This window comes from Streptomyces sp. CB01249 (genome assembly GCF_001905735.1).
Taxonomy (GTDB): domain Bacteria; phylum Actinomycetota; class Actinomycetes; order Streptomycetales; family Streptomycetaceae; genus Streptomyces.
Genome location: NZ_LISW01000009.1, coordinates 479320 through 501360 on the forward strand (window position 1 = coordinate 479320; position 22041 = coordinate 501360).

19 protein-coding genes are annotated in these 22041 nt (G+C 73.4%); 7 read left to right on the top strand and 12 right to left on the bottom strand.

Annotation, left to right across the window (positions count from 1 at the left end; translation table 11 throughout):
- Nucleotides 1–16: 16 nt before the first annotated feature.
- A complete protein-coding gene (gene dhbC, locus AMK18_RS32195) occupies nucleotides 17–1213 on the top strand; it encodes an isochorismate synthase DhbC (protein WP_073865581.1) in 1197 nt (398 codons plus the stop codon).
- A 9-nt stretch (nucleotides 1214–1222) separates the two neighbouring features.
- Here dhbC and AMK18_RS32200 read toward each other — a convergent pair whose 3' ends face one another.
- Nucleotides 1223–1885, bottom strand: a complete 663-nt coding sequence (locus AMK18_RS32200) for a lysophospholipid acyltransferase family protein (RefSeq protein WP_026171480.1) — start codon at nucleotides 1883–1885, stop codon at nucleotides 1223–1225.
- Nucleotides 1886–1998: 113 nt separating this feature from the next.
- The gene (locus AMK18_RS32205) at nucleotides 1999–2595 is read right to left on the bottom strand and encodes a TetR/AcrR family transcriptional regulator (protein WP_073865582.1); all 597 of its coding nucleotides are present in this window, start codon (nucleotides 2593–2595) and stop codon (nucleotides 1999–2001) included.
- Between the two features lie 73 nt (nucleotides 2596–2668).
- Here AMK18_RS32205 and AMK18_RS32210 point away from each other — a divergent pair, with 73 nt between their 5' ends.
- A complete protein-coding gene (locus AMK18_RS32210) occupies nucleotides 2669–3484 on the top strand; it encodes a class I SAM-dependent methyltransferase (RefSeq protein ID WP_073865583.1) in 816 nt (271 codons plus the stop codon).
- On the opposite strand, the gene AMK18_RS32215 is transcribed toward AMK18_RS32210, so the two are convergent.
- From AMK18_RS32215 to AMK18_RS32225, 3 genes are all read right to left on the bottom strand, one after another.
- Entirely contained in the window at nucleotides 3481–5436 is a 1956-nt protein-coding gene (locus AMK18_RS32215; protein ID WP_073865584.1) for an acyl-CoA dehydrogenase family protein, read from the bottom strand. The two genes, AMK18_RS32210 and AMK18_RS32215, sit on opposite strands and share 4 nt — an antisense overlap.
- Before the next feature lie 58 nt (nucleotides 5437–5494).
- Nucleotides 5495–6628, bottom strand: a complete 1134-nt coding sequence (locus AMK18_RS32220) for a hypothetical protein (protein WP_241836693.1) — start codon at nucleotides 6626–6628, stop codon at nucleotides 5495–5497.
- Between the two features lie 303 nt (nucleotides 6629–6931).
- The gene (locus tag AMK18_RS32225) at nucleotides 6932–8422 is read right to left on the bottom strand and encodes a DHA2 family efflux MFS transporter permease subunit (protein WP_073865585.1); all 1491 of its coding nucleotides are present in this window, start codon (nucleotides 8420–8422) and stop codon (nucleotides 6932–6934) included.
- A 256-nt stretch (nucleotides 8423–8678) separates the two neighbouring features.
- On the opposite strand from AMK18_RS32225, the gene AMK18_RS32230 reads away from it, so the two are divergent.
- Nucleotides 8679–9275 (top strand): TetR/AcrR family transcriptional regulator, encoded by a 597-nt coding sequence (locus AMK18_RS32230; RefSeq protein WP_018102775.1) that lies wholly within the window; start codon nucleotides 8679–8681, stop codon nucleotides 9273–9275.
- Between the two features lie 5 nt (nucleotides 9276–9280).
- On the opposite strand, the gene AMK18_RS32235 is transcribed toward AMK18_RS32230, so the two are convergent.
- Entirely contained in the window at nucleotides 9281–10765 is a 1485-nt protein-coding gene (locus AMK18_RS32235) for a hypothetical protein (protein ID WP_143202283.1), read from the bottom strand.
- A 180-nt stretch (nucleotides 10766–10945) separates the two neighbouring features.
- Here AMK18_RS32235 and AMK18_RS32240 point away from each other — a divergent pair, with 180 nt between their 5' ends.
- Nucleotides 10946–12337, top strand: a complete 1392-nt coding sequence (locus AMK18_RS32240; RefSeq protein ID WP_073865587.1) for an MFS transporter — start codon at nucleotides 10946–10948, stop codon at nucleotides 12335–12337.
- 72 nt (nucleotides 12338–12409) lie between these two features.
- Here AMK18_RS32240 and AMK18_RS32245 read toward each other — a convergent pair whose 3' ends face one another.
- Nucleotides 12410–12892, bottom strand: a complete 483-nt coding sequence (locus tag AMK18_RS32245; RefSeq protein ID WP_073865588.1) for an NUDIX hydrolase — start codon at nucleotides 12890–12892, stop codon at nucleotides 12410–12412.
- A gap of 29 nt (nucleotides 12893–12921) precedes the next feature.
- Nucleotides 12922–14517 carry an apolipoprotein N-acyltransferase gene (lnt, locus tag AMK18_RS32250; RefSeq protein WP_018102772.1) on the bottom strand — a complete coding sequence of 532 codons (1596 nt, stop codon included), beginning with the start codon at nucleotides 14515–14517 and terminating at the stop codon, nucleotides 12922–12924.
- A gap of 194 nt (nucleotides 14518–14711) precedes the next feature.
- Here lnt and AMK18_RS32255 point away from each other — a divergent pair, with 194 nt between their 5' ends.
- Nucleotides 14712–15824, top strand: coding sequence for an O-antigen ligase family protein (locus AMK18_RS32255; RefSeq protein ID WP_198957121.1), 1113 nt, complete (start codon nucleotides 14712–14714; stop codon nucleotides 15822–15824).
- Here AMK18_RS32255 and AMK18_RS32260 read toward each other — a convergent pair.
- Complete coding sequence (locus tag AMK18_RS32260; RefSeq protein WP_018102770.1) at nucleotides 15772–16335, bottom strand: hypothetical protein; 564 nt, start codon at nucleotides 16333–16335, stop codon at nucleotides 15772–15774. The genes AMK18_RS32255 and AMK18_RS32260 overlap by 53 nt on opposite strands.
- A 69-nt stretch (nucleotides 16336–16404) precedes the next feature.
- Entirely contained in the window at nucleotides 16405–17187 is a 783-nt protein-coding gene (locus tag AMK18_RS32265) for a glutamate racemase (RefSeq protein ID WP_018102769.1), read from the bottom strand.
- A gap of 58 nt (nucleotides 17188–17245) precedes the next feature.
- On the opposite strand from AMK18_RS32265, the gene AMK18_RS32270 reads away from it, so the two are divergent.
- Nucleotides 17246–18418, top strand: coding sequence for a glycosyltransferase (locus AMK18_RS32270; RefSeq protein ID WP_073865590.1), 1173 nt, complete (start codon nucleotides 17246–17248; stop codon nucleotides 18416–18418).
- 21 nt (nucleotides 18419–18439) lie between these two features.
- On the opposite strand, the gene AMK18_RS32275 is transcribed toward AMK18_RS32270, so the two are convergent.
- Together AMK18_RS32275 and AMK18_RS32280 are read right to left on the bottom strand one after the other, a co-directional pair.
- Nucleotides 18440–19795 carry a TerD family protein gene (locus AMK18_RS32275; protein ID WP_073865591.1) on the bottom strand — a complete coding sequence of 452 codons (1356 nt, stop codon included), beginning with the start codon at nucleotides 19793–19795 and terminating at the stop codon, nucleotides 18440–18442.
- Between the two features lie 111 nt (nucleotides 19796–19906).
- Nucleotides 19907–21016: a DUF5954 family protein gene (locus tag AMK18_RS32280; protein ID WP_073865592.1), complete on the bottom strand. Its 1110-nt coding sequence runs from the start codon at nucleotides 21014–21016 to the stop codon at nucleotides 19907–19909.
- A gap of 367 nt (nucleotides 21017–21383) precedes the next feature.
- Between AMK18_RS32280 and AMK18_RS32285 the strand changes: the two genes are divergently transcribed.
- Nucleotides 21384–21860: a DUF6643 family protein gene (locus tag AMK18_RS32285; RefSeq protein WP_018102765.1), complete on the top strand. Its 477-nt coding sequence runs from the start codon at nucleotides 21384–21386 to the stop codon at nucleotides 21858–21860.
- Nucleotides 21861–22041 lie beyond the last annotated feature (181 nt).

Sequence of the window (22041 nt, forward strand, 5' to 3'; positions counted from 1 at the left end):
CGAGAACGGAGTCCCCGTGTCGACGGCATCCCGAGTCGCCACGCCCATACCCACGGCCCATCCGGCCACCGGGGCGGCCACCTCTCTGCTGGACGCCTACGCGCCCGGCGCCCGCTTCCTCGCCACCCCCAGGCGCACCCTGCTGGCCCGGGGCGCCGCGCTCCAAGTGCCGCACGGCGCACAGCCGGTGGACCGGCGCGTGGCGGACACCCTGGCGCAGGCGGCCGACGCCGGGCAGCAATCGCCGGTCGTGATGGGCGCGATCCCGTTCGACCACACGCAGCCGGCCGCCCTGAGCGTGCCCACCGTGCTGCGCACCGCGCCGCCGCTCGCCTCCGACCCCCTCATCGCCCTGCCCTCGCCCGGGGCGGACTCCCCCGGCTGGGAGATCCGGCAGGTCCCGGAGCCGGAGGTCTACGCGAAGGGCGTGGCCTCGGCCGTGGAGCGGATGTGGCGCGGCGAGTTCAGCAAGGTCGTCCTCGCGCGCACCCTCGAACTCACCTCGCCCGCACCGCTGGACGTGCCCGCCATGCTCCAGCGCCTGGCCCGCCGCGACCCGTCCGGCTACACCTTCGCGCTCCCTACCGGCCCCGGCCGCACCCTGATCGGCGCCAGCCCCGAACTCCTCGTCTCGCGCCGGGGCCGCCAGCTGGTCGCCAACCCCCTCGCGGGGTCCGCCCCGCGCAGCGACGACCTCGCCGAGGACGTCCGCCGGGCCGCCGCGCTCCTTGAGTCCGCGAAGGACCTCCACGAGCACGCCGTCGTCGTGGACGCCGTGCACCAGGCACTCGCCCCGTACTGCACGGGGATGACCGTGCCGCCCCGGCCGACGCTGATCCGCACCGCGACCATGTGGCACCTGTCCACCACGGTCACGGGCACGCTCACCGACCCGGACACCTCCGCGCTCACACTGGCCTGCGCCCTGCACCCCACCCCGGCGGTGTGCGGCACTCCGACGGCGACCGCCCGGCAGGTGCTGACCGAGACCGAGCCCTTCGACCGGGGCTACTTCACGGGCATGGTCGGCTGGGGCGACGCGAGCGGCGACGGGGAGTGGGTCGTCACCATCCGCTGCGCCGAGGCGGAGGAGCGCACGCTGCGCCTCTACGCCGGGGCGGGCGTCGTCGCGGCGTCCGAGCCCGAGGCGGAGACCGCCGAGACGGCCGCAAAGTTCCGCACCTTCCTGAGCGCGGTGGGCGCCGAGCTCTGAGCCGCTGTTCTACGCGGTCAGGGCGGCGGGCTCGCCGAGCCGGGCGGCCGCCGTCCGCCAGGCGGCGGTGACCGCGCACCGGGCCTGGGCGGTGGCCGCCGGGCCGTCGCCGTCGAGTCGCAGCGGCGGCCCGACGTGGACGTGCAGCCGGGGGCGGCGCAGCGGAGCGGTGGCCAGGCCCGCGAGCTGCTTGGCGGCCGAGCCGGAGGTGACCCGGCGGGCCCCGGCCTGGCCCACCGGGATGACCGGCGCGCCAGTGCGGTGCGCGAGCCGGGCGAGGCCCCGATGGAAGGCGCCCGGCGCCGCTTCGGCCGCGTCCCCGCGGTCCGGCAGCCCGCCCTCCGCGTAGATGAGGATGTGCCGGCCCTGTTCCAGCGCCTCCTGGGCGAGAACGACGGCTCGCCCGGCGCGGGGGTCGCCCCGGTGCACGGGGATGTGGCCCTCCCGGGCGAGGGCGCGGCCCAGCACGGGGACACGCCAGAGCCCGGCGGCCGCCATGACGACGGGCCGGGCGCCGAGGCTGCGGAGCGCCGCCAGGACGATCGCGGGGTCCGCGAGCGAGGTGTGGTTGGCGGCGATGATGCCGGCCGGGGGCAGTACGGCGTCCGTGTCGGTGGTGAGCGTCAACCGCCCGAAGGCGGGCACCAGTTGACCGGCAAGACGGCTGAGCATGGGGATCTCCGGTTCGCTCGGGCGGAGTTCCATCGTTCCGCGCCGAACGCCCGTCCGGCTGAGCGGTGGTACTCATCCGCCGTGGGTACCCGGACCACCCCGCAACCCGCTCCTCACCGCCGTACGACGTCCGCGAGCACCGTGGTCACCAGCTTGCCGACCGCCGCCGCGTCCGGCGGCCCGGGGTCCTCCCGGTCCGCGAAGAGCAGATGCCCGCCCCCGACCAGGGACAGGGTGAGCGAGTCGATGTCGGCACCGGCCGACACCCGGCCCAGCGCGCGCTCCTCGGTGAGGTAGCCGGAGACGGCGGCCGTGATCTGGGCGAGGACCGCGATCCCGCCCCCGGGCGTCGCCTCCCGCAGGCGGGCGCGCAGCTCGTCCCGGAAGGTGATCAGGGGGATGATCGCCACCGGCACCGGCCCGAAGAGGCCGGTCAGCGCGTCGGTGAGATTGCCGGCCACGGTCCCCGTGCCGGCGCTCTCGCCCAGCGTCCGCGCCCGCGCGTCGAGTTCGGCGGCCCGGTCGAGCACGAGCTCGGCGAGGAAGGCGTCGAAGTCGGCGAAGTGCCGGTGCAGGACACCCTTGGCGCAGCCCGCCTCGTCGGTGACGGCCCTGCTGGTCAGGCCGCCCGCGCCGTCCCGCAGCAGGACGCGCTCGGCGGCGTCGAACAGCTGCTGCCGGGCGTCGCGAAGGTGCACTCCGGTCGGCACGTCCCCACTCCTCACCTCGTCCACGTCCCTGCCACACCTTGGCTTGTGGGCGCTTGCCCACTAAAGTGAACGCATGCCCATTCTACCGCGAGAGCAGCCCGGTCCCCCGCCGCAGCCCCATCACGCCCGGCGGACCGCCGAGTCCTTCGGCACGGACGCACGGCGTTACGACGAGGCCCGCCCCGCCTATCCCGACGACCTGGTGGCCCGGATCGTCGCCGGGAGCCCCGGGCCGGACGTGCTCGACGTCGGCTGCGGTACCGGGATCGCGGCCCGCCAGTTCCGGGCGGCGGGCTGCGCGGTGCTCGGGGTCGAACCGGACGCCCGGATGGCGGAGTTGGCCCGCGCGCACGGCGTCGGGGTGGACGTGGCGACCTTCGAGGAGTGGGACCCGGCGGGCCGGATGTTCGACGCGGTGACCGCCGCCCAGTCGTGGCACTGGGTGGATCCGGCGGTGGGCGCCGGGAAGGCGGCCCGGGTGCTGCGGCCGGGCGGGCGCCTGGCGGTCTTCGGGCACGTCTTCGAGCCGCCCGCCGCGGTGGCGGAGCCGTTCGCGGCGGCCTTCCGCCGGGTGGCCCCGGACTCGCCGTTCAGCGGTCAGCCGGCCCGGCGCCCGCTGGACGCGTACCGGGCGGGGTACGCGAAGACCGCCGAACAGATCGGCGCGACCGGGCACTTCCACGCACCGGAGCAGTGGCAGTTCGACTGGGAGCGCTCCTACACCCGGGACCAGTGGCTCGGCCTGCTCCCGACCACGGGCGGCCTCACCCGGCTCCGCCCCGAGCAGCTGACGGAGATCCTGACGGCGGTGGGCGAGGCCATCGACGCACTGGGCGGCCGCTTCACCATGGAGTACGTCACCCTGGCGACGACCGCCGTGCGCAGTTAGCCGATCAGGTCCGGGGCGCGCAGCATCTCGTCCGGGATGCCCCAGGCGTCCACGAGGTCCACCGCGAGCGGCCGGACCTTGCGGCAGAGGTCGTTCACCTCGCGGCTGATCGCCTTGGAGCGCTGGACGGTCAGCCGGCCGTGCTCCATGAACCAGGCCCGGTCCGCCTCGATGGCGGAGAGCGCGAAGAGGTCGCACAGCAGGCGCAGCGCCTCCTTGTCGCCGCCGTCGGGCAGGGCGCGCACCCGGTCCGTGAACGCCTCCAGGACGAGCCGTTCGACGTGGGCGCGGGCGACGGCGATGACGTGGTCCTGGACGCGGGAGAAGACGGCGCCCGGGTCCTCGTGCGCGTCCATTCCGCGCTTGAGCCTGCGGGCCACCCCGGCGAGCATGTGCTCCTCGCGGAAGCGGACCATGGCGAGCTGGTACTCCGGGTCGAGCAGCCCGGCCTCCCGGTCCCACTCGTCGCCGCCCGGCAGCAGGTCCCGGACCCGCTCCAGGAGCTTGTGGGCGGAGGTCTTCTCCAGGACCGTCTCGACGGCGAGCCCGGCGACGTGGCGGACGGTCCCGAGCTGGTCCAGGTCCTCGAACTCACTCGCGTAATGGGTGAGCAGGCCCTTGGCGACGAGCTGGAGCAGGACGTGGTTGTCGCCCTCGAACGTGGTGAAGATGTCGCTGTCGGCCTTGAGCGCGGCGAACCGGTTGACGCTGAGGTAGCCGGCGCCGCCGCACGCCTCGCGGCACTCCTGGACGACCCGGGTGGCGTGCCAGGTGGCGAGCGCCTTGGTGCCGGCGGCCCGGGATTCGAGGAGGCGCCGGGCCTGCGGGTCGTCCCCGGTGCCGGAGAAGACGTCGTGCAGCTGGGCGCGTACGGCGTCCTGCGCGAAGTGCAGTGCGTACGTACGGGCGAGGAGCGGCAGCAGGCGGCGCTGGTGCAGTCCGTAGTCGAGGAGCAGCTGCTCCTCCGTGTCCGGGGCGGCCGCGAACTGCCGCCGCCGCACGGCGTACTTGGTGGCGACGGCGAGGGCCACCTTGGCCGCGCCGACCCCGGCTCCGGCGACGCTGACCCGGCCCTGCACGAGGGTGCCGAGCATGGTGAAGAACCGCCGTCCGGGGTTCTCGATGGGGCTCTCGTAGACGCCCTCGGCGGTGACGTCGGCGAACCGGTTGAGCAGCGCCTCGCGGTCCACGCGCACCCCGTCGAAGCGGATGCGGCCGTTGTCGACGCCGTTGAGGCCCATCTTGCGCCCGTCGTCCTCGATCCGGACGCCGGGCACCACCTCGCCGTCCTGCCGGACCCGTACGACGAAGGCGTGCACGCCCTCGGCCTTCCCGGCCACTTCCAGCTGGGCGAAGACGACCGCGAGCTCCGCGTGGCGGGCGGCGTTTCCGATGTAGTCCTTGCACGCCTCGTCGTCCGGGGTGGTCAGGACGAACTCCTGGGTGGCGGGGTCGTACCGCGCGACCGTACCGAGCGACTGCACGTCGGAGCCGTGCCCGGTCTCGGTCATCGCGAAGCACCCCATCAGGCGCCCGGTGATCAGGTCCGGCAGATACGCCCGGTGGTGGCGCTCGGTGCCCAGCTGGAGGATCGCGCCGCCGAAGAGCCCGAACTGCACACCCACCTTGACCAGCACGGACAGATCCCCGAAGGCGAGCGTCTCGAACGCGGCGATGGACGCCCCGACGTCACCGCCTCCGCCGTACTCCTTCGGGAACCCCATCCCGGTCTGCCCGGTCGCGGCCATCTCGACCACGATCTCCCGCACCCGCTCGCGATACGCGTCGATGCCGAGCTCCTCGGCCTCCTCCAGCACGGAGGCGTACGCGACCAGATTGCTCCGTACGAGATCCCGGATCCCGGCGTAGTCCCCGTCGAGCACCCGGGTCAGCCCCGGTACGTCGATCTCGGGCTGTACGTATCCGGCAGCGGGCGTGTTCTCAGTGACCATGCACCTTCGCTACCCCGCCCCGGGGCGATCAAGCGACCGGGCCGGGTACGCCCCGGGTTCAGGAGCCCGCGACGATCCGGCCGACGACGGCCGCGGCCCGTTCGGAACCCGCCCTCAGCCACCGGCCCAGGTGCTCCCGCACCGCGAGCGCGACGCACGCCCGCACTTCGTTGTTGCCCAGCCGCTCGCGGATGGCACCCAGGAACTCGGGACGGTCGAGCTTCACGGACACGACAGCCGTCAGCCCCTCGCCGACGCGGTCGGCGGGTATGTCGGGGTCCATGGGCGCGAGGAGCCCGCTCTCGCGTGCGTACGTACTGACCGCGGCTGCCACTCCGTCGTGGAAGCCCACCACATGGGTGCCCGAGAGAGTCGCCCGGCTGTTGGCGAAGCTCCGCACCCGCTCCCCCGGACGGTCGCACCAGCGGAAGGCCAGGTCCATCACCCCGGCCATGCGGGCGTCCTCGTGCGCGAAGGCGACGGTGTCGCCGGGGCCGTGCGCCGCCTCGTGGCCGTCGAGGAAACCGACGAAGTCACGCGTGCCGCCGGGGAAGCACAGGCGTGCCGAACGGGCCTCGTCCGGGCGGCGCCGATCGGTCAGGGAGAGGTCCAGGCCCGGGTTCAGAAAGGCCAGTTCCCGCAACCGGTCCTCCAGCGCGTCGGCGGAGACCTCGGCGGACCCGAAGATGTCGGCGTCGGGCCAGAACGTGATCACGGTGCCGTTCCGGGCCGTTGTGCCCGTCTCGGTGAGCGGGGTGACGGCGGCGCCGCGCGCGTACTCCTGCGCCCACCGGACCCCGTCGTACCGCACCTCGGCCGTCATCCGGCGCGACAGCGCGTTGACGACGGCGGGCCCCACGCCGAAGTCACCGAGCAGCACACGATCACGGCCTTGGAATCCTGTCCCGGGCCCTCTACGGGTGAGCCGGGCTTCGAGTCCGGGGCCGTCGGCCTCGCCCGCCACGTCGTCGGCGACCCGCACGCCACCGTCCGCGGTCAGGGTGATGTCGACGGAGGCGGCCCTTCCGGCCGGCGTCCCGTTCACCGGCCGGTCCGCGATCTCGTAGACCAGGACGTGCAGGCCGCGCGGGCCGGTCGAGCCGATGTACATTCCGGGCCGCTTGCGGAATGCGTCCGCGCCGTACAACGCCTGGATGTCGCTCTCCTCGTACGCGGTGACCTTCTCGTCCACGACGCCCTCCCCGGGTTGTCCAACAGGCGCGCCCAGGCTAGCCGTTTCGCGATGAAACACCAGGTCAGAGCCATGACGGAAAGGCCGCAGACAGCCGCTCACGCACCTGCCGCGCACCCGCCGCAACCGCGGCATCCAAACCCTCGGCAGACTGCGCCGACCGGCCCGCCGAGGGCGGGGATGACGCCTTTCTCCGCGGAGCCGCAGCGCCGTTTTCATCCGGACGACACGAGAACGCCGCCGGGCCGGAGGCGGCGCGAGGCCGTTCCGGCCCGGCGGCGTCCGCCGGGCAGTGCCGTGTGCTCAGTGGCCGACCATCGCGGTCGGGTCCGCCGCCTTGACCTTCCTGCGGGGCAGCAGCAGGGCGGGGACGAGGCAGACCGCGATGAGGATGGCCGCCACCAGGAACACCGAGGCGAACGCGTCGCCCATCTGGTCCTTGATGCCGGCCGGGGTCCTCGCGGTGATGTCCTTGAGGCCGTTGGTGAGGAGCACCGAGAACAGGGCGGTGCCGATGGAGGCGGCGACCTGCTGGACGATGTTCATCAGGGTCGAGCCACGGGCGACCGTGTGCTCCCTCAGGGTGGCCAGCGCCGAGGCCATGATCGGCATCATCGAGGCACCCATGCCGAGGCCCATGATGAAGAGCGCGGTGATGATGTACGCGTAGGACGTGTCGGCGGTGAGCTGCGTGAACATGCCCATGCCGACGGTGATGACCACGATGCCGGTGATCACGATCTTGCCGGGGCCGATGCGGTCGGCGAGCATGCCGGCGATCGGCATGGTGATCATCGCGCCGATGCCCTGCGGGGCGAGCAGCACGCCCGAGTCGAGCGCCGACTCCCCGCGCACCTGCTGGAAGTAGAGCGGGAACAGCAGGCTGGCGCCGAAGAACGCCATGGCGAACAGCGACATGGCGATCACCGCGACGCTCAGGTCACGGTTCTGGAAGAGCCGCAGATCGATGAGCGGGTGGATGTTGGCGGGCCGCAGCGCCCACGGTACGAACGCGGCGACGAGCACCAGACCGATGATCGCGGGTATGAGCACCTTGGCGGCCCAGACGGTGCCGGTCTCCGGGATGGAGGAGACGCCGTACAGGAAGGACGCGAGGCCGGGCGAGAGCAGCAGCACGCCCACCCAGTCGAAGGTCTCGGACGGCTCCACGTTGTCCTTGGGCAGCACCAGCGCCGCGTACACGAGCGCGATCGCGCCGATCGGCAGGTTGATCAGGAAGATCCAGTGCCAGGAGGCGATGTCGATCAGCCAACCGCCCAGAATGGGGCCGAAGATGGGGCCGAGGAGCATCGGAATGCCGAGCACGGCCATCACCCGGCCGACCCGCTCGGGGCCGGCCGCACGCGTCAGAATCGTCATACCGAGCGGCATCAGCATGCCGCCGCCCAGGCCCTGGATCACCCGGAAGGCGACCAGCATCTCCAGCGAGTTAGCCGCGGCACACAGCGCCGACCCGGCCGCGAACAGCGCGACCGCGAGCAGATAGAGACGTTTTGTCCCGAACCTGTCCGCTGCCCAGCCGGTGAGCGGGATGACGCTCGCCAGGGCCAGCGTGTAGCCGGTCATCGTCCAGGCGACCTGGGCCGAGGTGGCCGCGAACTCCTTCTGGAACGTCTGCAGTCCGACCGAGACCACGGTGATGTCCAGGATCGACATGATCCCGCCGAGCACGACCACTCCGGCCACGAGGAGGACCTTGCTGTCCAGCTTGTCGCTGGAGGCACCACCACCTCCCCCCGGAGGGCTCGATTCATTCTTCTGCAACGTGGTCATGACTCACCTTTCGGAGAAGCTGCGGGGCCACCCGGGGCCCGCTCGATCTGTCCACCCCCCGCGACCTCCGGCTGGTGGCAACGGTGCGCTCCGGCGGGCATGAATACGGAATCCGCCCTTCCATCGGGCGGTCGGAGCTCCACCGGGGCACGGTCCACGACGGACGACTCACCGGGCGGGATTCATGCGATCCGTTGTGGAACATGAATGTACCAGCGCCGGTAGGCCAGTATCTTTTGGATTGATGACAAGAAACGTGCACCTTCGCGATCGCGTCGCGGTCGCGATCCTCGACGCCGCAGCGATGCTGCTCGCCCGGCGGGGCGAGAGCGTCAGCATGGCGGACGTCGCGGCGGCCGCCGGCGTGGGCCGCACCACTCTGTACCGCCACTTCCCCAGCCGCGAGACCCTGCTGGACGCCCTGTCCCAGGAAGCGTGCGCCGAACTGATCGGCAAGCTGGCGGACGCGGGGCTCGACCGCGTGACCGTGCCCGAGGGCGTGGCGCGGGTCAGCCGGATCGCGATGAGCCAGGCCGCCAAGTACCAGGCCCTGATGTGCATCCACGGCAAGCCCGCCATGCCCGACGAGACAGCCCGCCGCCTCATGGAACCCCTCACCGCCCTGTTCGTACGCGGCTCCGCCGACGGCACCTGGCGCACGGACCTCGGCCCCGACACCCTCCTCGACCTCTACAGCGCCCTCCTCCAGGGCGCCCTGGGCCAGGCCCTGCACGCCAAACTGGGCGTGGAACCCGCTGCCGCCGCCGTCACCTCGGTCTTCATGCACGGCGCGGGCACACGGCGCCCGGCGAACGAGAACCTGGTGAACAGCCCGTCCACGGCGGGGTTCTGAGGCGCTCAGCCGACCGCCGCGCTCCAGCCCTGCTCCGTGGCCACGTACAACGCGCCCTGGTGCAGGTCGAGGCTGCTGGGACCGGTGGCCTTCCCGGTACGGGCGAGCTCGCCGGGCCCCTGGAACGCGGTCACGGCGAGGCGGAAGGCGTGGGGCTCGGCGCAGCTCAGAGTGCGCAGGCGCCACGGCGCACCGGGCTCCGCCGGAAGAGCCAGTTGGAGCTGGGCCTCGGCGGGATGCTCCGTGCGGTAGCCGGCGCGGGCGGCCGTCCAGGCGGCCATGACGAGAGCGGCGCTGCGGGGCGGTTCCGGGCGCCGAGTCGCTTCGGTGAGCGGGGAGGGCGCGCCTACGCGGTCCTCACCGGCCCCGATGAGGTCGTCGCGACCCGCGCCGGACCTGAGGATGTGCGCGAACATGCGGGCGAGGACCGGGCCGCCCCGGTCGGCCCAGGCGCGGATCAGGTCCCGGAAGGCCGCCTCACGGTCGGCGCGCGGCGCGGAGCCGGCGGCGACGATCGCGGCCCCCGCCCCTTCGAAGACCCGGCACAGGTCGCGTACGGGCACCCGGTCGGCATGGCCGGGATACCGCACCGTGCGGATCTCCCACATCACGTGCCGCAGCAGCACGGCGGCGGCATGCGCGTCGGGCCCCAGCTCCCCGTCCTGCGGTGGCGGGTCGGGCCGGTCCGAGCGTTGACCCCGGGGCGGCGTCACGGCGTCGGCGCGTCGGCCGGCGGCGGAGCGGTGCCATGAACGGTCGTCGCACCAGTACTCGGCGACGTCGGCTCGAAGGCGGCCACCCGCCCCCACGGACACGGCGATCCCGTCGGCCCGTGGGTCCAGGACCGCGCCCCGCAGGTCCGACAGGTCGAAGGTGGCCTCGGTGACGCGGTCCAGCGCGATGTTCAGCAAGGCGGGGTCCGCGGCCCCGCCCTCCTCGACGGCGAACCTCCGGGGAACGGCCAGCTGCAGCAGGGCGGTCAGGTCCCGGCCGGCGCGTTCCACTCGCAGATGGCTCACCTCGGCCGCCGACAGGTCGTAGTCGGGGAGCAGTTCCTCCACACACTCCCGGGTCACCGGCCGGGGCAGGGGCGCCATGACGTGTCCGCGATAGTCCCGGCCCGGGACGTACGGCGCGGCCGGGGAGAGCAGTGGGCCGATGTCGTACCCGGCGAGGGCGGCCTGCTCCGTCATCCACCCGCGGCGGCGCTCGCTGATCCCGGCCATCCATGTCAGGGCGGCCAGCGCCCGCCGTTCACGCTTGTGCGCATGGGCCGAATGCGCGGCCCTGAACAGCGGGAAGAGGTTGTTGTCCCATACGTCGGAGGCCGCCCGGATCGCTTCCCGGTCGTACCAGCGGGCATCCGCCGCTGCCTCGGCAATCCGGACCACCGAGCGGTCCAGGAGCGCCGCCAGTACGGCCATGGCCGGGGCGGCGTTGACCCCTTCGGGGGAAACGCCGGACGGCTGCGGGGCGGCAGGGGGTGTCATGCCCGGGATCGTCGCACGAACCGGGCCGTGCCATCCGGCTGCGTACGCCCCAGTTCCATGGTGCCCCCGCGCACACCCCCGCCGAGAACTGTGGTGTCCCGCCACATACGCCCCTGACCTGCCCCTTCCTACGGTGTGGCGACACGTCCCCCGTCCCCCGACCGCCCGGAAGTGGTACCCATGGCCGACGCAGCATCCGCTCCCCCACCGCCCTCGCACCTGCGGCGCATCGTCGCCGCCAGCCTCATCGGCACGACCATCGAGTGGTACGACTTCTTCCTCTACGGGTCGGCGGCCGCGCTGGTCTTCAACAAGCTGTTCTTCCCGGACTCCGAACCGCTCGTCGGGACGCTGCTGTCCTTCCTGACGTACGCGGTCGGCTTCGCCGCACGGCCCATCGGGGCGTTGGTGTTCGGCCACTACGGCGACCGGCTCGGGCGCAAGAAGCTGCTGGTGCTGAGCCTGCTGATGATGGGCGGGGCCACCTTCGCGATCGGGCTGCTGCCGACGCACGCGACCGTCGGCGTGGCCGCGCCCGTGCTGCTCACCCTGCTCCGGCTGGTGCAGGGGTTCGCGCTCGGCGGTGAGTGGGGCGGGGCCGTCCTGCTGGTGTCGGAGCACGGGGACGCGAAGCGGCGCGGGTTCTGGGCGTCGTGGCCGCAGACCGGTGCGCCGGCCGGTCAGTTGCTGGCCACCGGGGTGCTCTCCGCGCTCACCGCGCTGACCTCGGACGCGGCGTTCGAGTCGTGGGGGTGGCGCATACCGTTCCTGCTGTCCGGGGTGCTCGTGATCATCGGTCTGTGGATTCGTCTCTCTGTCGACGAATCGCCTCTGTTCAAGGAGGCCCTGGCCCGCGCCGACGAGCGGAAGGCCGCTTCCGGGGGCGCCGAGAAGATGCCCGTCGTGGCCGTGCTGCGGCACCACTGGCGCGATGTGCTGGTCGCCATGGGGGCGCGGATGGCGGAGAACATCAGCTATTACGTGATCACCGCGTTCATCCTCGTCTACGCGACGACCGCGGCGGACCTGAGCAAGCAGACGGCGCTCAACGCCGTGCTCATCGCGTCGGCCTTCCACTTCGCCGTGATCCCGCTGTGGGGCGCGCTCTCCGACCGGGTGGGGCGCAAGCCCGTCTATCTGGTGGGCGCGGCCGGCGTGGGCCTGTGGATGTTCCCGTTCTTCGCGCTGATCGACACCCGGAGCTTCGGGAACCTGCTGCTGGCCGTCACGGTCGGGCTGTTCTTCCACGGGGCGATGTACGCACCGCAGGCGGCGTTCTTCTCGGAGCTGTTCGCGACCCGGATGCGCTACTCGGGCGCGTCGATCGGCGCGCAGTTCTCGTCCGTCGCGGCGGGCGCGCCCGCACCGCTCATCGCCACGGCCCTGCTCGCCGACTACGACAGCTCGACACCCATCGCCCTGTACGTGATAGCCGCCGCGCTCCTCACGGTGCTGGCCCTGGTCTGCGCCAAGGAGACCCGCCACCGGGACCTCGCGGAGGTCGGACCCGGGTCCGCCTCGGGGTCGGGGGCGGAGGCCGAGGCGCCCCGGGACGCCGCGCGCACCGTCTGATCCGGGCTCCGGAAAGCACGGGAGCCGGGCGGTCCGCCCGGCTCCCGCTTCATGTCTGCTCCCGCTCCGTGTCTACTCCTGCGGGGCGGTGGACTCGAACCAGGTGGGTCCGTCGGTCAGCGCCTGCTTGATCCGCAGCAGTGCGAACTCGGCCAGGTCGGGCAGCGCGTCCACGGGGAACCAGCCGACCTCCAGCGACTCGTCGTCGTTGACCCGGGCCGTGCCGCCGGTGGCGCGGCAGCGGAAGGTGATGTCGAGGAACTGGCAGCGGTCGCCGTTCTCGTACTGGATGGGCGGCAGCGCCTGGGTGAGGACGACCCGCTCCGCCACGCAGCGCACGGCGGTCTCCTCGTACACCTCGCGCTCCGCCGTCGTCGCGGGCTGTTCGCCCGGCTCGGAGATGCCGCCGATCACGGACCACTCGCCGGTGTCGGCACGGCGGCCGAGGAGCACTCTGCCCTCGGCGTCGAAGACGACGGCGGTGACACCGGGCAGCAGGAGCAGCTGCTGCCCGGCGGTGGCACGGATCTCGCGGATGAAGTCAGGAATGGCCATGCGACGACCCTACGTGGCGGGCCGTCCGTTCAGCCGGCCCGTCGTGCGCGCACCGCCAGGGCGCCCGCCCAGCCGAGCGCGCCGAGCGCGAGCAGGACCAGGATGCCCTCGGGCAGCGGTCCCATCCGGGTCGCCGGGGTCAGCGAGGAGCGCAGCGGCACCTCGTCCACCAGGGCGTCCGGGGTAAACATCTTCGTCTTCTCGGCCACCGTGCCGTCCGGGCGGATGATGGCGCTGACGCCGCTGGTGACGGGGACGACGACGGCCCGGCTGTGCTCGACCGCGCGCACCCGGGACATCGCGAGCTGCTGGTACGTCATCTCGCTGCGGCCGAAGGTGGCGTTGTTGCTAGGGACGGCGATCAGCTGGGCGCCGTGCTCGACCGTGTCGCGTACGGCGTCGTCGAACGCGGCCTCGTAGCAGGTGACCAGACCGGTGTAGGTGCCCCCGAGGTCGAAGACGCCGACCTTCTTGCCGGGGCCGAAGTCGCGCTGCACCCGGTCGACGTCCGAGCTGAAGATGCGGACGAAGGAGCGCATCGGCATGTACTCGCCGAATGGCTGGATGTGCCGCTTGTCGTACGTGGCGACGGGGCCCTTGTCCGGTTCCCACTGGATCAGGGTGTTGCGCAGGGGGCCGCTGTCGGGCTCGACCACCGCGCCGATGACGGTCGGCGCCCCGATGGCCTTCACGGCGTCGTCGATGACGATCCGCGCGTCCGGGTTGCGGTACGGGTCGAGGTCGGAGGAGTTCTCCGGCCACAGGACGAGGTCCGGCTGCGGGACCTTGCCGGCCTTCACGTCCCGGGCCAGCTGCTCCGTACGCTTCGCGTGGTTGTCCAGGACCGCGCGGCGCTGGGCGTTGAAGTCGAGGCCGAGGCGGGGCACGTTGCCCTGGATCGCGGCTACGGTCGCGGTGCCGTCCTCGGCGGAGTCGTCCACGAGCGGCAGCGACGCGAAGGCCGCCGCCACGGGGACGAGGACGGCCGCCGCGGCCACGGCGGCCGCTCCTCGCCGGAGCTCACCGGCGGACCGGTAGTGGGCGAAGCGGCGCACCGCCTCGAAGAGTCCGAAGCCGCAGAGCACCACGGCGAAGGAGAGCAGCGGGGTGCCGCCGAGCGCGGCGAGCGGCAGGAAGACGCTGTCCGCCTGGCCGAAGGCGATCTTGCCCCAGGGGAAGCCGCCGAACGGAACCCGGGCGCGGACCGCCTCGTCCAGCGTCCAGACCGCGGCCGCCCACAACGGTCCGCCGGGGAGCCGGGAGACGGCGGAGATGCCGATGCAGCCGACCGCGACGAACAGCGCCTCGGCGGCGGCGAGGGCCAGCCACGGCACCGGGCCGACCTCCTCGCCGGTCCAGTGCAGCAGGGGCAGCATGAAGCCGAGCCCGGCCAGCAGCCCGAGCCCGAACGCGGCGCGGGCCCGGCGCTCGAACAGCACCCAGCCGAGCAGGGCGAAACCGGGCAGAACCAGCCACCACAGGGGCCGGGGAGGGAAGCTGAGGTACAGCATCACGCCGGAGAGGACGGCGGCCCCGGGCCGCACGAGGCGCTGGGGCAGCCCGCCTGCGCGAGAGGCGGGGGCGGGGCTCTGCGGTTCGCCGACCTGGGCGATGGTGGTGCTCACCCGGCGGAGTCTACGGTGACGGCCGGGCCACGCGGGAGCCCCGTCCCGATGGCGGAATCCCGACCACCGCATCATTTCTCCGCATCTTCCGCCCGTATGACCGATGCGGCCGTTAACCTGTGCGCCAGTCCCCCGCCGACGGGCCGGCTCCGGCCCTCGCGTACGGGACGGTCACAGGCCGGGGGACGGACGTGATGGCTGAATCTGTGGGGCGGGGGCCCGAGCGGGGGAGCGCCTCCGACGCCGTCGGCGCGCTGATCCTCGCCGCCTGCGCGGTCTGGGCGCTGATCAGCGCGGCGGGGCGGGAGACCCGGCCCGAAGGGGTGCTGCTCGCCCTGCTCGCCGTCGCGGCGGGCTTCGCCTGCGGGCGCATCTGCGGCACGCTGCTGCCGGTGGCGACCGCCGCGGGCGCCGCGCTGGCGGCCCTGCTCCTGGCCCTTGTCTGGCGGCACGGCATGCCCGGTGCGACGGCCACCGCTGACCACGCGCCGGGGCAGACCGGGGGCGCGGCCGCGCTGCTGGTCCTGGCCGCCGGGGCGGCGTGCTGCGCGGCGGCGGGGGCCGGGAGCCGGGGAGCCCGTACGGCGCTGCGGCTGCTGGCGCTGGGCACCGCCGGGGCCTCGTTCGCGCTGGGCTCGGTGGCCGGGTCTGCGGCGGCGCTCGGGGTGCTGGTGTGTTCGCTGGCCGCCGTCCGGACGCGGCGCCGGCTGCTGGGGCTCGGCGGCCTCGCGCTGGTGGCGGTGCTGGTCGTCGGGACCTCGTGGGCGCTGGCCGAGGAGGTGCTGCCCGAGGGGCTCACGGTCTCGCTGGAGGGGCAGCTCACCCGCAACCGGGTCGAGTTGTGGCAGGACGCCGCGCGGTTGGCGGAGGAGCATCCGGTGCTCGGGATCGGTCCCGGCCGGTTCGCCGAGCTGAGCCCGACCGCGCAGCAGAGCCTCGGTTCGGACGGGAAACCGCATTCGGCTCCGTGGCAGCAGGCCGCCGAGCAGGGGGTCGTGGGGGTGGTGCTGCTGGGCGCCGCGTTCGGCTGGCTGCTGTACGCGCTGTGGCGCTCGCCCCGGTCCACGGCGGTGGTCCTGGCGGCGGGGGCCACGCTCACGGCGCTGGCCGTGCTGGCGAGCGTGGGCAACGCGCTGAGCTTCACCCCGGTGACGGCAGGCGCGGGGCTGCTGGCCGGGCTGGCGTCGGCCAGGCGGCCGATCGGCGCGGGCGAGCCGTGCGGGCCGGACGGGGAGGACGGCGAGGAGGACGGGGTCAGGCCCCGGCCGGGAAGCCCGAGGACGGCAGGTGCAGCCGGGCCCGGATGAACCGTACGCCCGCCTCGGCGTCGTCCACCGTGATGGTGAACGTGCGGCCGTCGCCGAGCCGCAGCACCAGGCCCTCGCCCCGGCGCACGACCACGGCCGTGCCCTTCTCGGGGCGCCAGCGGTAGCCCCAGCCGCCCCACTGCCGGGGGTTCACATGGGGCGCGAAGTCGGCGGCCACCACATGGGTGAGCAGGATGCGGCGGCGCGGGAGGCCCATGTGGCCGCAGCGGACCTCCAGCGCGTCGCCGTCGACGCGGACGGCGACGTTCACGAAGGCGAGGGTCCCGAACAGCATGAGCAGACCGGCGGCCACGCAGCCGATCACCGACATCAGCAGCGGGGCGATGCCGGAGGTCCAGTTCGAGCTGACGGCGAGCTGGATGCCCAGGGCCAGGCAGGCGGCGCCCAGGGCCGCGAGGACCCACTGGGTGCGGTTGGTGGCCCGGCCGACCCAGACCTGCGAGTGGGTGCCGGTTCCGGTGCGCTTCGGTTCTCCGGGGTGCTCCCTCATGCCGAGCAGCGTACTGAAGAACGGGCGTCCGGGGAGGGCTCCGAAGGCTGTGGCTCGGCCGTCGGGAGGTCAGCGGACGGAGCCGACGGCGGCCAGTCCGCGCCCTTCCGGGTAGGTCAGAGCCGCCGGCGGCAGCTCCGAGACGCGTCCGCTGAGGATGACCGCGATGGACGAGGAGGGTTCGGCCGACGGAGCGGGTTCGGCACCGATCCGGCGCAGCGCCTGGGCGGCGACCGCCTCGGCGGACCCGTACAGATCGACGTGGCGCCGGGCGGGTCCGCCGACGGCCTCGCGGATGCGCTCGGCGACGAGCTCGTAGTGGGTGCAGCCGAGGACCACGGCCCGGACGTCGGGCGGGGTCAGCGCGGCGGCGGCGGCGATCGCCTTCTCGATGGCGTCCTCGTCCGCGTACTGCACGGCGTCGGCGAGGCCGGGGCAGGGCACCTCGGTGACGGCGGCGGACCCGGCGAACGCGCCGATCAGTCCGCGCTGGTACGGGCTGCCGGTGGTGGCCGGGGTCGCCCAGATCGCGACGGAGCCGCCGCCCGCCGCGGCGGGCTTGATGGCGGGGACGGTACCGACGACGGGCAGGCCCGGTTCGAGCTCGGCCCGCAGCAGCTCCAGCGCGTGCACGGAGGCGGTGTTGCAGGCGACGATCAGCGCGTCGGGCCGGTGCGCGGCGGCGGCGCGGGCCACCGCGAGCGCGTGGGCCTGCACACCCTCGGGGGCGCGGCCCCAGGGCATGTTGTCCGGGTCGGACGAAAGGACCAGATCGGCGTCCGGCCTCAGTCGGCGTACTGCGGCGGCGGCGGCGAGCAGTCCGATTCCGGAGTCCATGAGCGCGATCTTCACCCGGTCACCATAGTCGACCGCCCTTGCGGTCCCCGCTCAGTGGTGCAGACTTCCGCCAATGAGCGCCGTTGCCTGGATCGCCGTGGGTTCGCTTGTCGCGTGGGTGTGGCTGCTGCTGGGCCAGGGGTTCTTCTGGCGCACCGACCAGCGGCTGCCGAGCCGGGCGGCCCCGGAGCGCTGGCCCTCGGTCGCCGTCGTCGTCCCGGCGCGCGACGAGGCCGCGATGCTGCCGGTGAGCCTGCGGTCGCTGCTGGCGCAGGACTATCCGGGGGCCGCCGAGGTCTTCCTCGTGGACGACTGCAGCAAGGACGGCACGGGGGACGTCGCCCGCGCCCTGTCCGTGCGGTTCGGGGGCCTGCCGGTGACCGTGGTGTCGCCGGGCGAGCCCGAGCCCGGCTGGACGGGCAAGCTCTGGGCCGTACGCCACGGGATCGCGCTGGCCCGGGCCCGGGAGCCGGAGTATCTGCTGCTCACGGACGCCGACATCGCGCATGAGCCGGACAGCCTGCGGGAGCTGGTGGCGGCGGCGGAGACGGGCGGCTTCGACCTGGTCTCGCAGATGGCGCGGCTGCGGGTGGCGAGCTTCTGGGAACGGCTCGTCGTGCCGGCCTTCGTCTACTTCTTCTCGCAGCTCTATCCGTTCCGGTGGATCAACCGGAAGCGGGGGCGGACGGCCGCCGCGGCGGGGGGCTGTGTGCTGCTGCGGACGGAGGCGGCGGTACGGGCGGGGGTGCCGGACTCGATCCGGCAGGCTGTGATCGACGACGTGTCGCTGGCCCGGGCGGTGCGGCGCTCGGGGGGCCGGATCTGGCTGGGGCTCGCGGACCGGGTGGACAGTGTGCGCCCGTATCCGTGCCTGGCCGATCTGTGGCGGATGGTCTCGCGGAGCGCGTACGCCCAGCTGCGGCACAATCCGCTGGTGCTGCTCGGCACGGTGCTGGGGCTGGCGCTGGTCTACCTCGCGCCGCCGGTGACGCTGGTCACCGGGGTGCTCGGCGGGAGCGCGGTCGCGGCATGGGCCGGGGGCGTCGCCTGGGCGGTCATGGCGGGGACGTACATGCCGATGCTGGGCTACTACCGGCAGTCGCTGTGGCTCGCCCCGCTGCTGCCGTTCACCGCGCTGCTGTATCTCCTGATGACCGTCGATTCGGCGGTGCAGCACTACCGGGGGCGCGGTGCGGCCTGGAAGGGGCGTACGTACGCCCGTCCCGAGGCCGCACCGGATCAGTGACTCAGCCGCGCCCGGGCCGGGTCACTTGCGGCCCGGGGTCCAGTTCATGCCCCAGCCGTAGGCGTGGTCGATGGTGCGCTGCGGGCTGACCCCGCGCTGCGGCACCAGGTAGCGGGCCTCGCGCTGCACGGTGAGGTCGTTCCCCGTGTTGGTGATGAGCGCGAGCGCGCAGACGGTCGACGGGACCGTGCACTCGTCCAGCGAGAAGTCGATCGGCGCGCCGTGCTGCGGCTGGAGGGTGACGGTGGCGTGCAGGTCGGCGAAGCTGCGGGCGCCCTCGTAGATGGTGACGAAGATCAGGACCCGGCGGAGCTGCGCCTTGTGGTCGAGGTTGATCGTCAGGTTCTCGCCGGTGGAGACGGCACCGGTGCGGTCGTCGCCGTCGAGGTGGATGAACGGCGGCTGGTTCAGCGCGCCGAAGGCGTTCCCCAGGGCCTGGACGACTCCCTTGCGGCCGTCGGTCAGCTCGTACAGGGCGCAGAGGTCGAGGTCGAGGTCCGAGTGGTTGGCCACGGCGCGGCCGAGCTTGCTGCCCCAGCCCTTGAACTGCTTGCGCACCTCCCAGTTGAGGTTGACGCGCATGGCGCCGGACGTGCCGCCCTGCTTGGTGAGGGAGACGGACGGCGCCTCCTTGGTGAGCGTCACCTTGCTCAGCCGGACGGGCTGGGTGACGGGCGGTGCCGGAGGGGCCGGGGGGACGGGCGGGGCCATCGGGGACGCCAGGGGCGCCGCGAGCGTCGGCTGCTGCGGCTGCGGGTACTGCGGAGGCGGTGGGGTGGCGGTGACCCGGGGGGCCGCGTGGGGCTGGGGGGCGGGGGCGGCCGGCTGCGGCTGCTGGGGCTCGTCCACGGAGATCCCGAAGTCCGTGGCGAGCCCTTCGAGCCCGGAGCCGTAGCCCTGGCCGACCGCCCGGAACTTCCAGGCGCCCTGGCGCCGGTAGAGCTCACCGAGGATGAAGGCCGTCTCCACGGTGGCGTCCGAGCTGTCGAAGCGGGCCAGTTCGGCGCCGTTCGCGGCGTCCAGGACGCGTACGTACAGTCCGCTCACCCGGCCGAAGGTGCCGCCGTCGGCCGAGGCGGCCAGCACCACGCGGTCGATGGCCGGCTCCACCCGTGCCAGGTCGACCGCGAGGGTGTCGGTCGCCGCGCCGCCGGAGTTGCGCTTGCCCTCGTGGCGCACGGCGCCTGAGGAGTGCGCCGGCTGGTTGTAGAAGACGAAGTCGCCGTCGTTGCGCACCTTGCCCGAGCCGAGGAGAAGAAGCGCGGAGGCGTCCACATCGGGTGTCCCCGGGGCGGTGCGCCACCCCATTTCGACACGCACGGCCTGGGCCGCCACTGGGACATTGGTTCCCTTTTGCATGGTCATGCTCGCCCCCATCACGAGTCCGCTTCCGAGACCTTTCCGGGTCAACCTAATGCCAGGCCCGCCACGGGACCCACCGAGGGCGCCCGGACCCGTGGACGCGGCGCCCGCCGCCTCTTCGCCGGATCAGGCGGCGTCGGTGTCCTCCGGCCGCGTGCCCTCCTCGCGGTTGTGGACGACGCCGTACGCGTCCAGGCGGGGGTGGAGGGCCATCGGCTCCACCATGGTGACGTCGGACGGCCGTTGGCTCTCCGGGCCGTCGGGCCCCCAGCGCACCAGGCGCCGCGAGCGGGCGATGCGGCAGACGGTGTCACCGACCTCGACCTCGTTGAGCCGGCCCGCGCGCAGCCGGTCGGCCGCGTCGGCCAGGACCTTCATCTCGGCGAGGTCGGGGTGGGTGCCCTCGGCGACGACGCTGCGCGCGTCCACGTCCGGCCCGGCGGTGACGTCGATGACACCCGCCTGCCGCGGCCGGAACCAGGTCAGCGAGAAGTCGAGGGCGCGCCGGGCGTCCTGCGGGGTGGCGTGCAGGCCGCCGCCGACGCTCCACCGCTCGTCGCCGGTCCGTTCCACGACGACGAAGGAGGTCGGCAGGAGCAGGACGTCGGGGTGGGTGTGCACGGCGCGCTCGGAGTCGCGCAGGACGTTGCCGGGGTACCGGCTCCCCTTGTACGCGAAGGAGCGCATCGTGAGCATCTCCGCCGCCTGGAGGGGTGTGACGGACGCGTCCGGGTCCAGGACCAGTCCGTCGTCGACCGCGGCGGTCTCCGTGGTGCGGGTCCACTCGGGCAGGACGGGCTCGGGGTCGGTGGGGCGCGGCAGCTCGACGCCTCCGTCGGGGGCCAGGCCCGCGTACTCCTCCGCGCGCACCACGCGGTAGCGCGTGCCGAGGACGGTGACCTCGGACGGCTTCCCGGTCTCCAGCCGGGCGACCGCGCCGAGCAGGGCCCGCCGCTCCGCCTCGGTATCCGTCTCGTCCTTGGCCCGGAACCACAGCTTGGACTGCAGTTCGTCCCTGGCCTGCTGGGGGCAGCCGTTCGTGATCGCGCCGATCACCCGCCACCGCTGTCCGTCGGCCTCGGACTGCGCGGCCACCCCGAACAGCGGTCCGCGCACGGCCAGTTTGTTGCGCGAGGCCGCGTCGAAGGCGTCGGCCTCGATCGCGGCCTCGACGGGCTCCACCGGAATCCTCACCAGCACCGGCCGGGCAGCGGGGGGCACACCGTGTTTCTTCATGGCGTCATCCTGGCGTCAACGGACGGCGTTGTACGCGGCTTTCGCCGGATCATCCACCGTAAGTGCCGTCCCCGTGCGAAGTGTTGCCGCCATCGGTCAACAGCCGGTAAGGCTCGGGGCCGGGCCCCGGCCCTCTCCGCATCTCATTGCCATCCGGTGGGGGTGCTCACCGGAATTGCGCTCTGGAAATCGGCGAGGCACACGAAGCGTGCAAGATCGGCAGTGAATCGAGGGGCGATTCCCCCGGGGTACGGGCCCGGGATGACAACGATGTTTCAGCAGGTCAGGCAGGTAGGACGAAGGTAAATCCGATGACCACAAAATTGGGACTCCCCAATCTGCACATCGTGGGCTTAACTTAGGTGTCATGACCTCCCCCCGCTCCACCTACGGCGGCGGCTACTACGCCGCGCCGTCGTTTGCCGACACCCCGATCTACGACTCCCTCGTCGCGGAGCGGGGCACCCCTCAGATCGCACCGATCCGAGTCCCCGCCGCCTACGACACCGGCAACAGCTACCTGCCGGCGCTCCCGTCGGCCCTGCCGGCTCTTCCCGCGGCCCCCTCCCAGCCCCAGCAGTCCTACGGCTACCCCCAGCCGGCGGCGCAGCAGGGCTACTCACCGATGCAGCCCGCGCAGCTCCAGCACGCGCCGGCGCCGTACATCCCGCAGCAGCCCGCCGGCGGCCGCGGCATGTACCAGGCGCCTCCGCCGCAGCAGCAGCGCCCGGCGCCCGCTTCGGGCTACGAGTCGATGCGCCCCGCCGCGTCCCGGCCCGTCCCGGCGCAGTCCCCCTACGAGGACCCGTACGGCCGGCCCTACCAGGGCGGCCGGGGCTACTAGACCCTTCGGTTCAGGCGGCGCACGGCCCGGGGCGGGGTGCCCGGCAACACGGGTCCGTGCGCCGTTCCGCGTTCCGCGTGACCGGTCCGGGGGTACCGGGAACTCACGGGGGCGGGCCGCGCGTTGAGCACGGTGGGCCGCCCGTACCGTGCGGCTCCGGCGCTCGGCGGCACCGTACCGG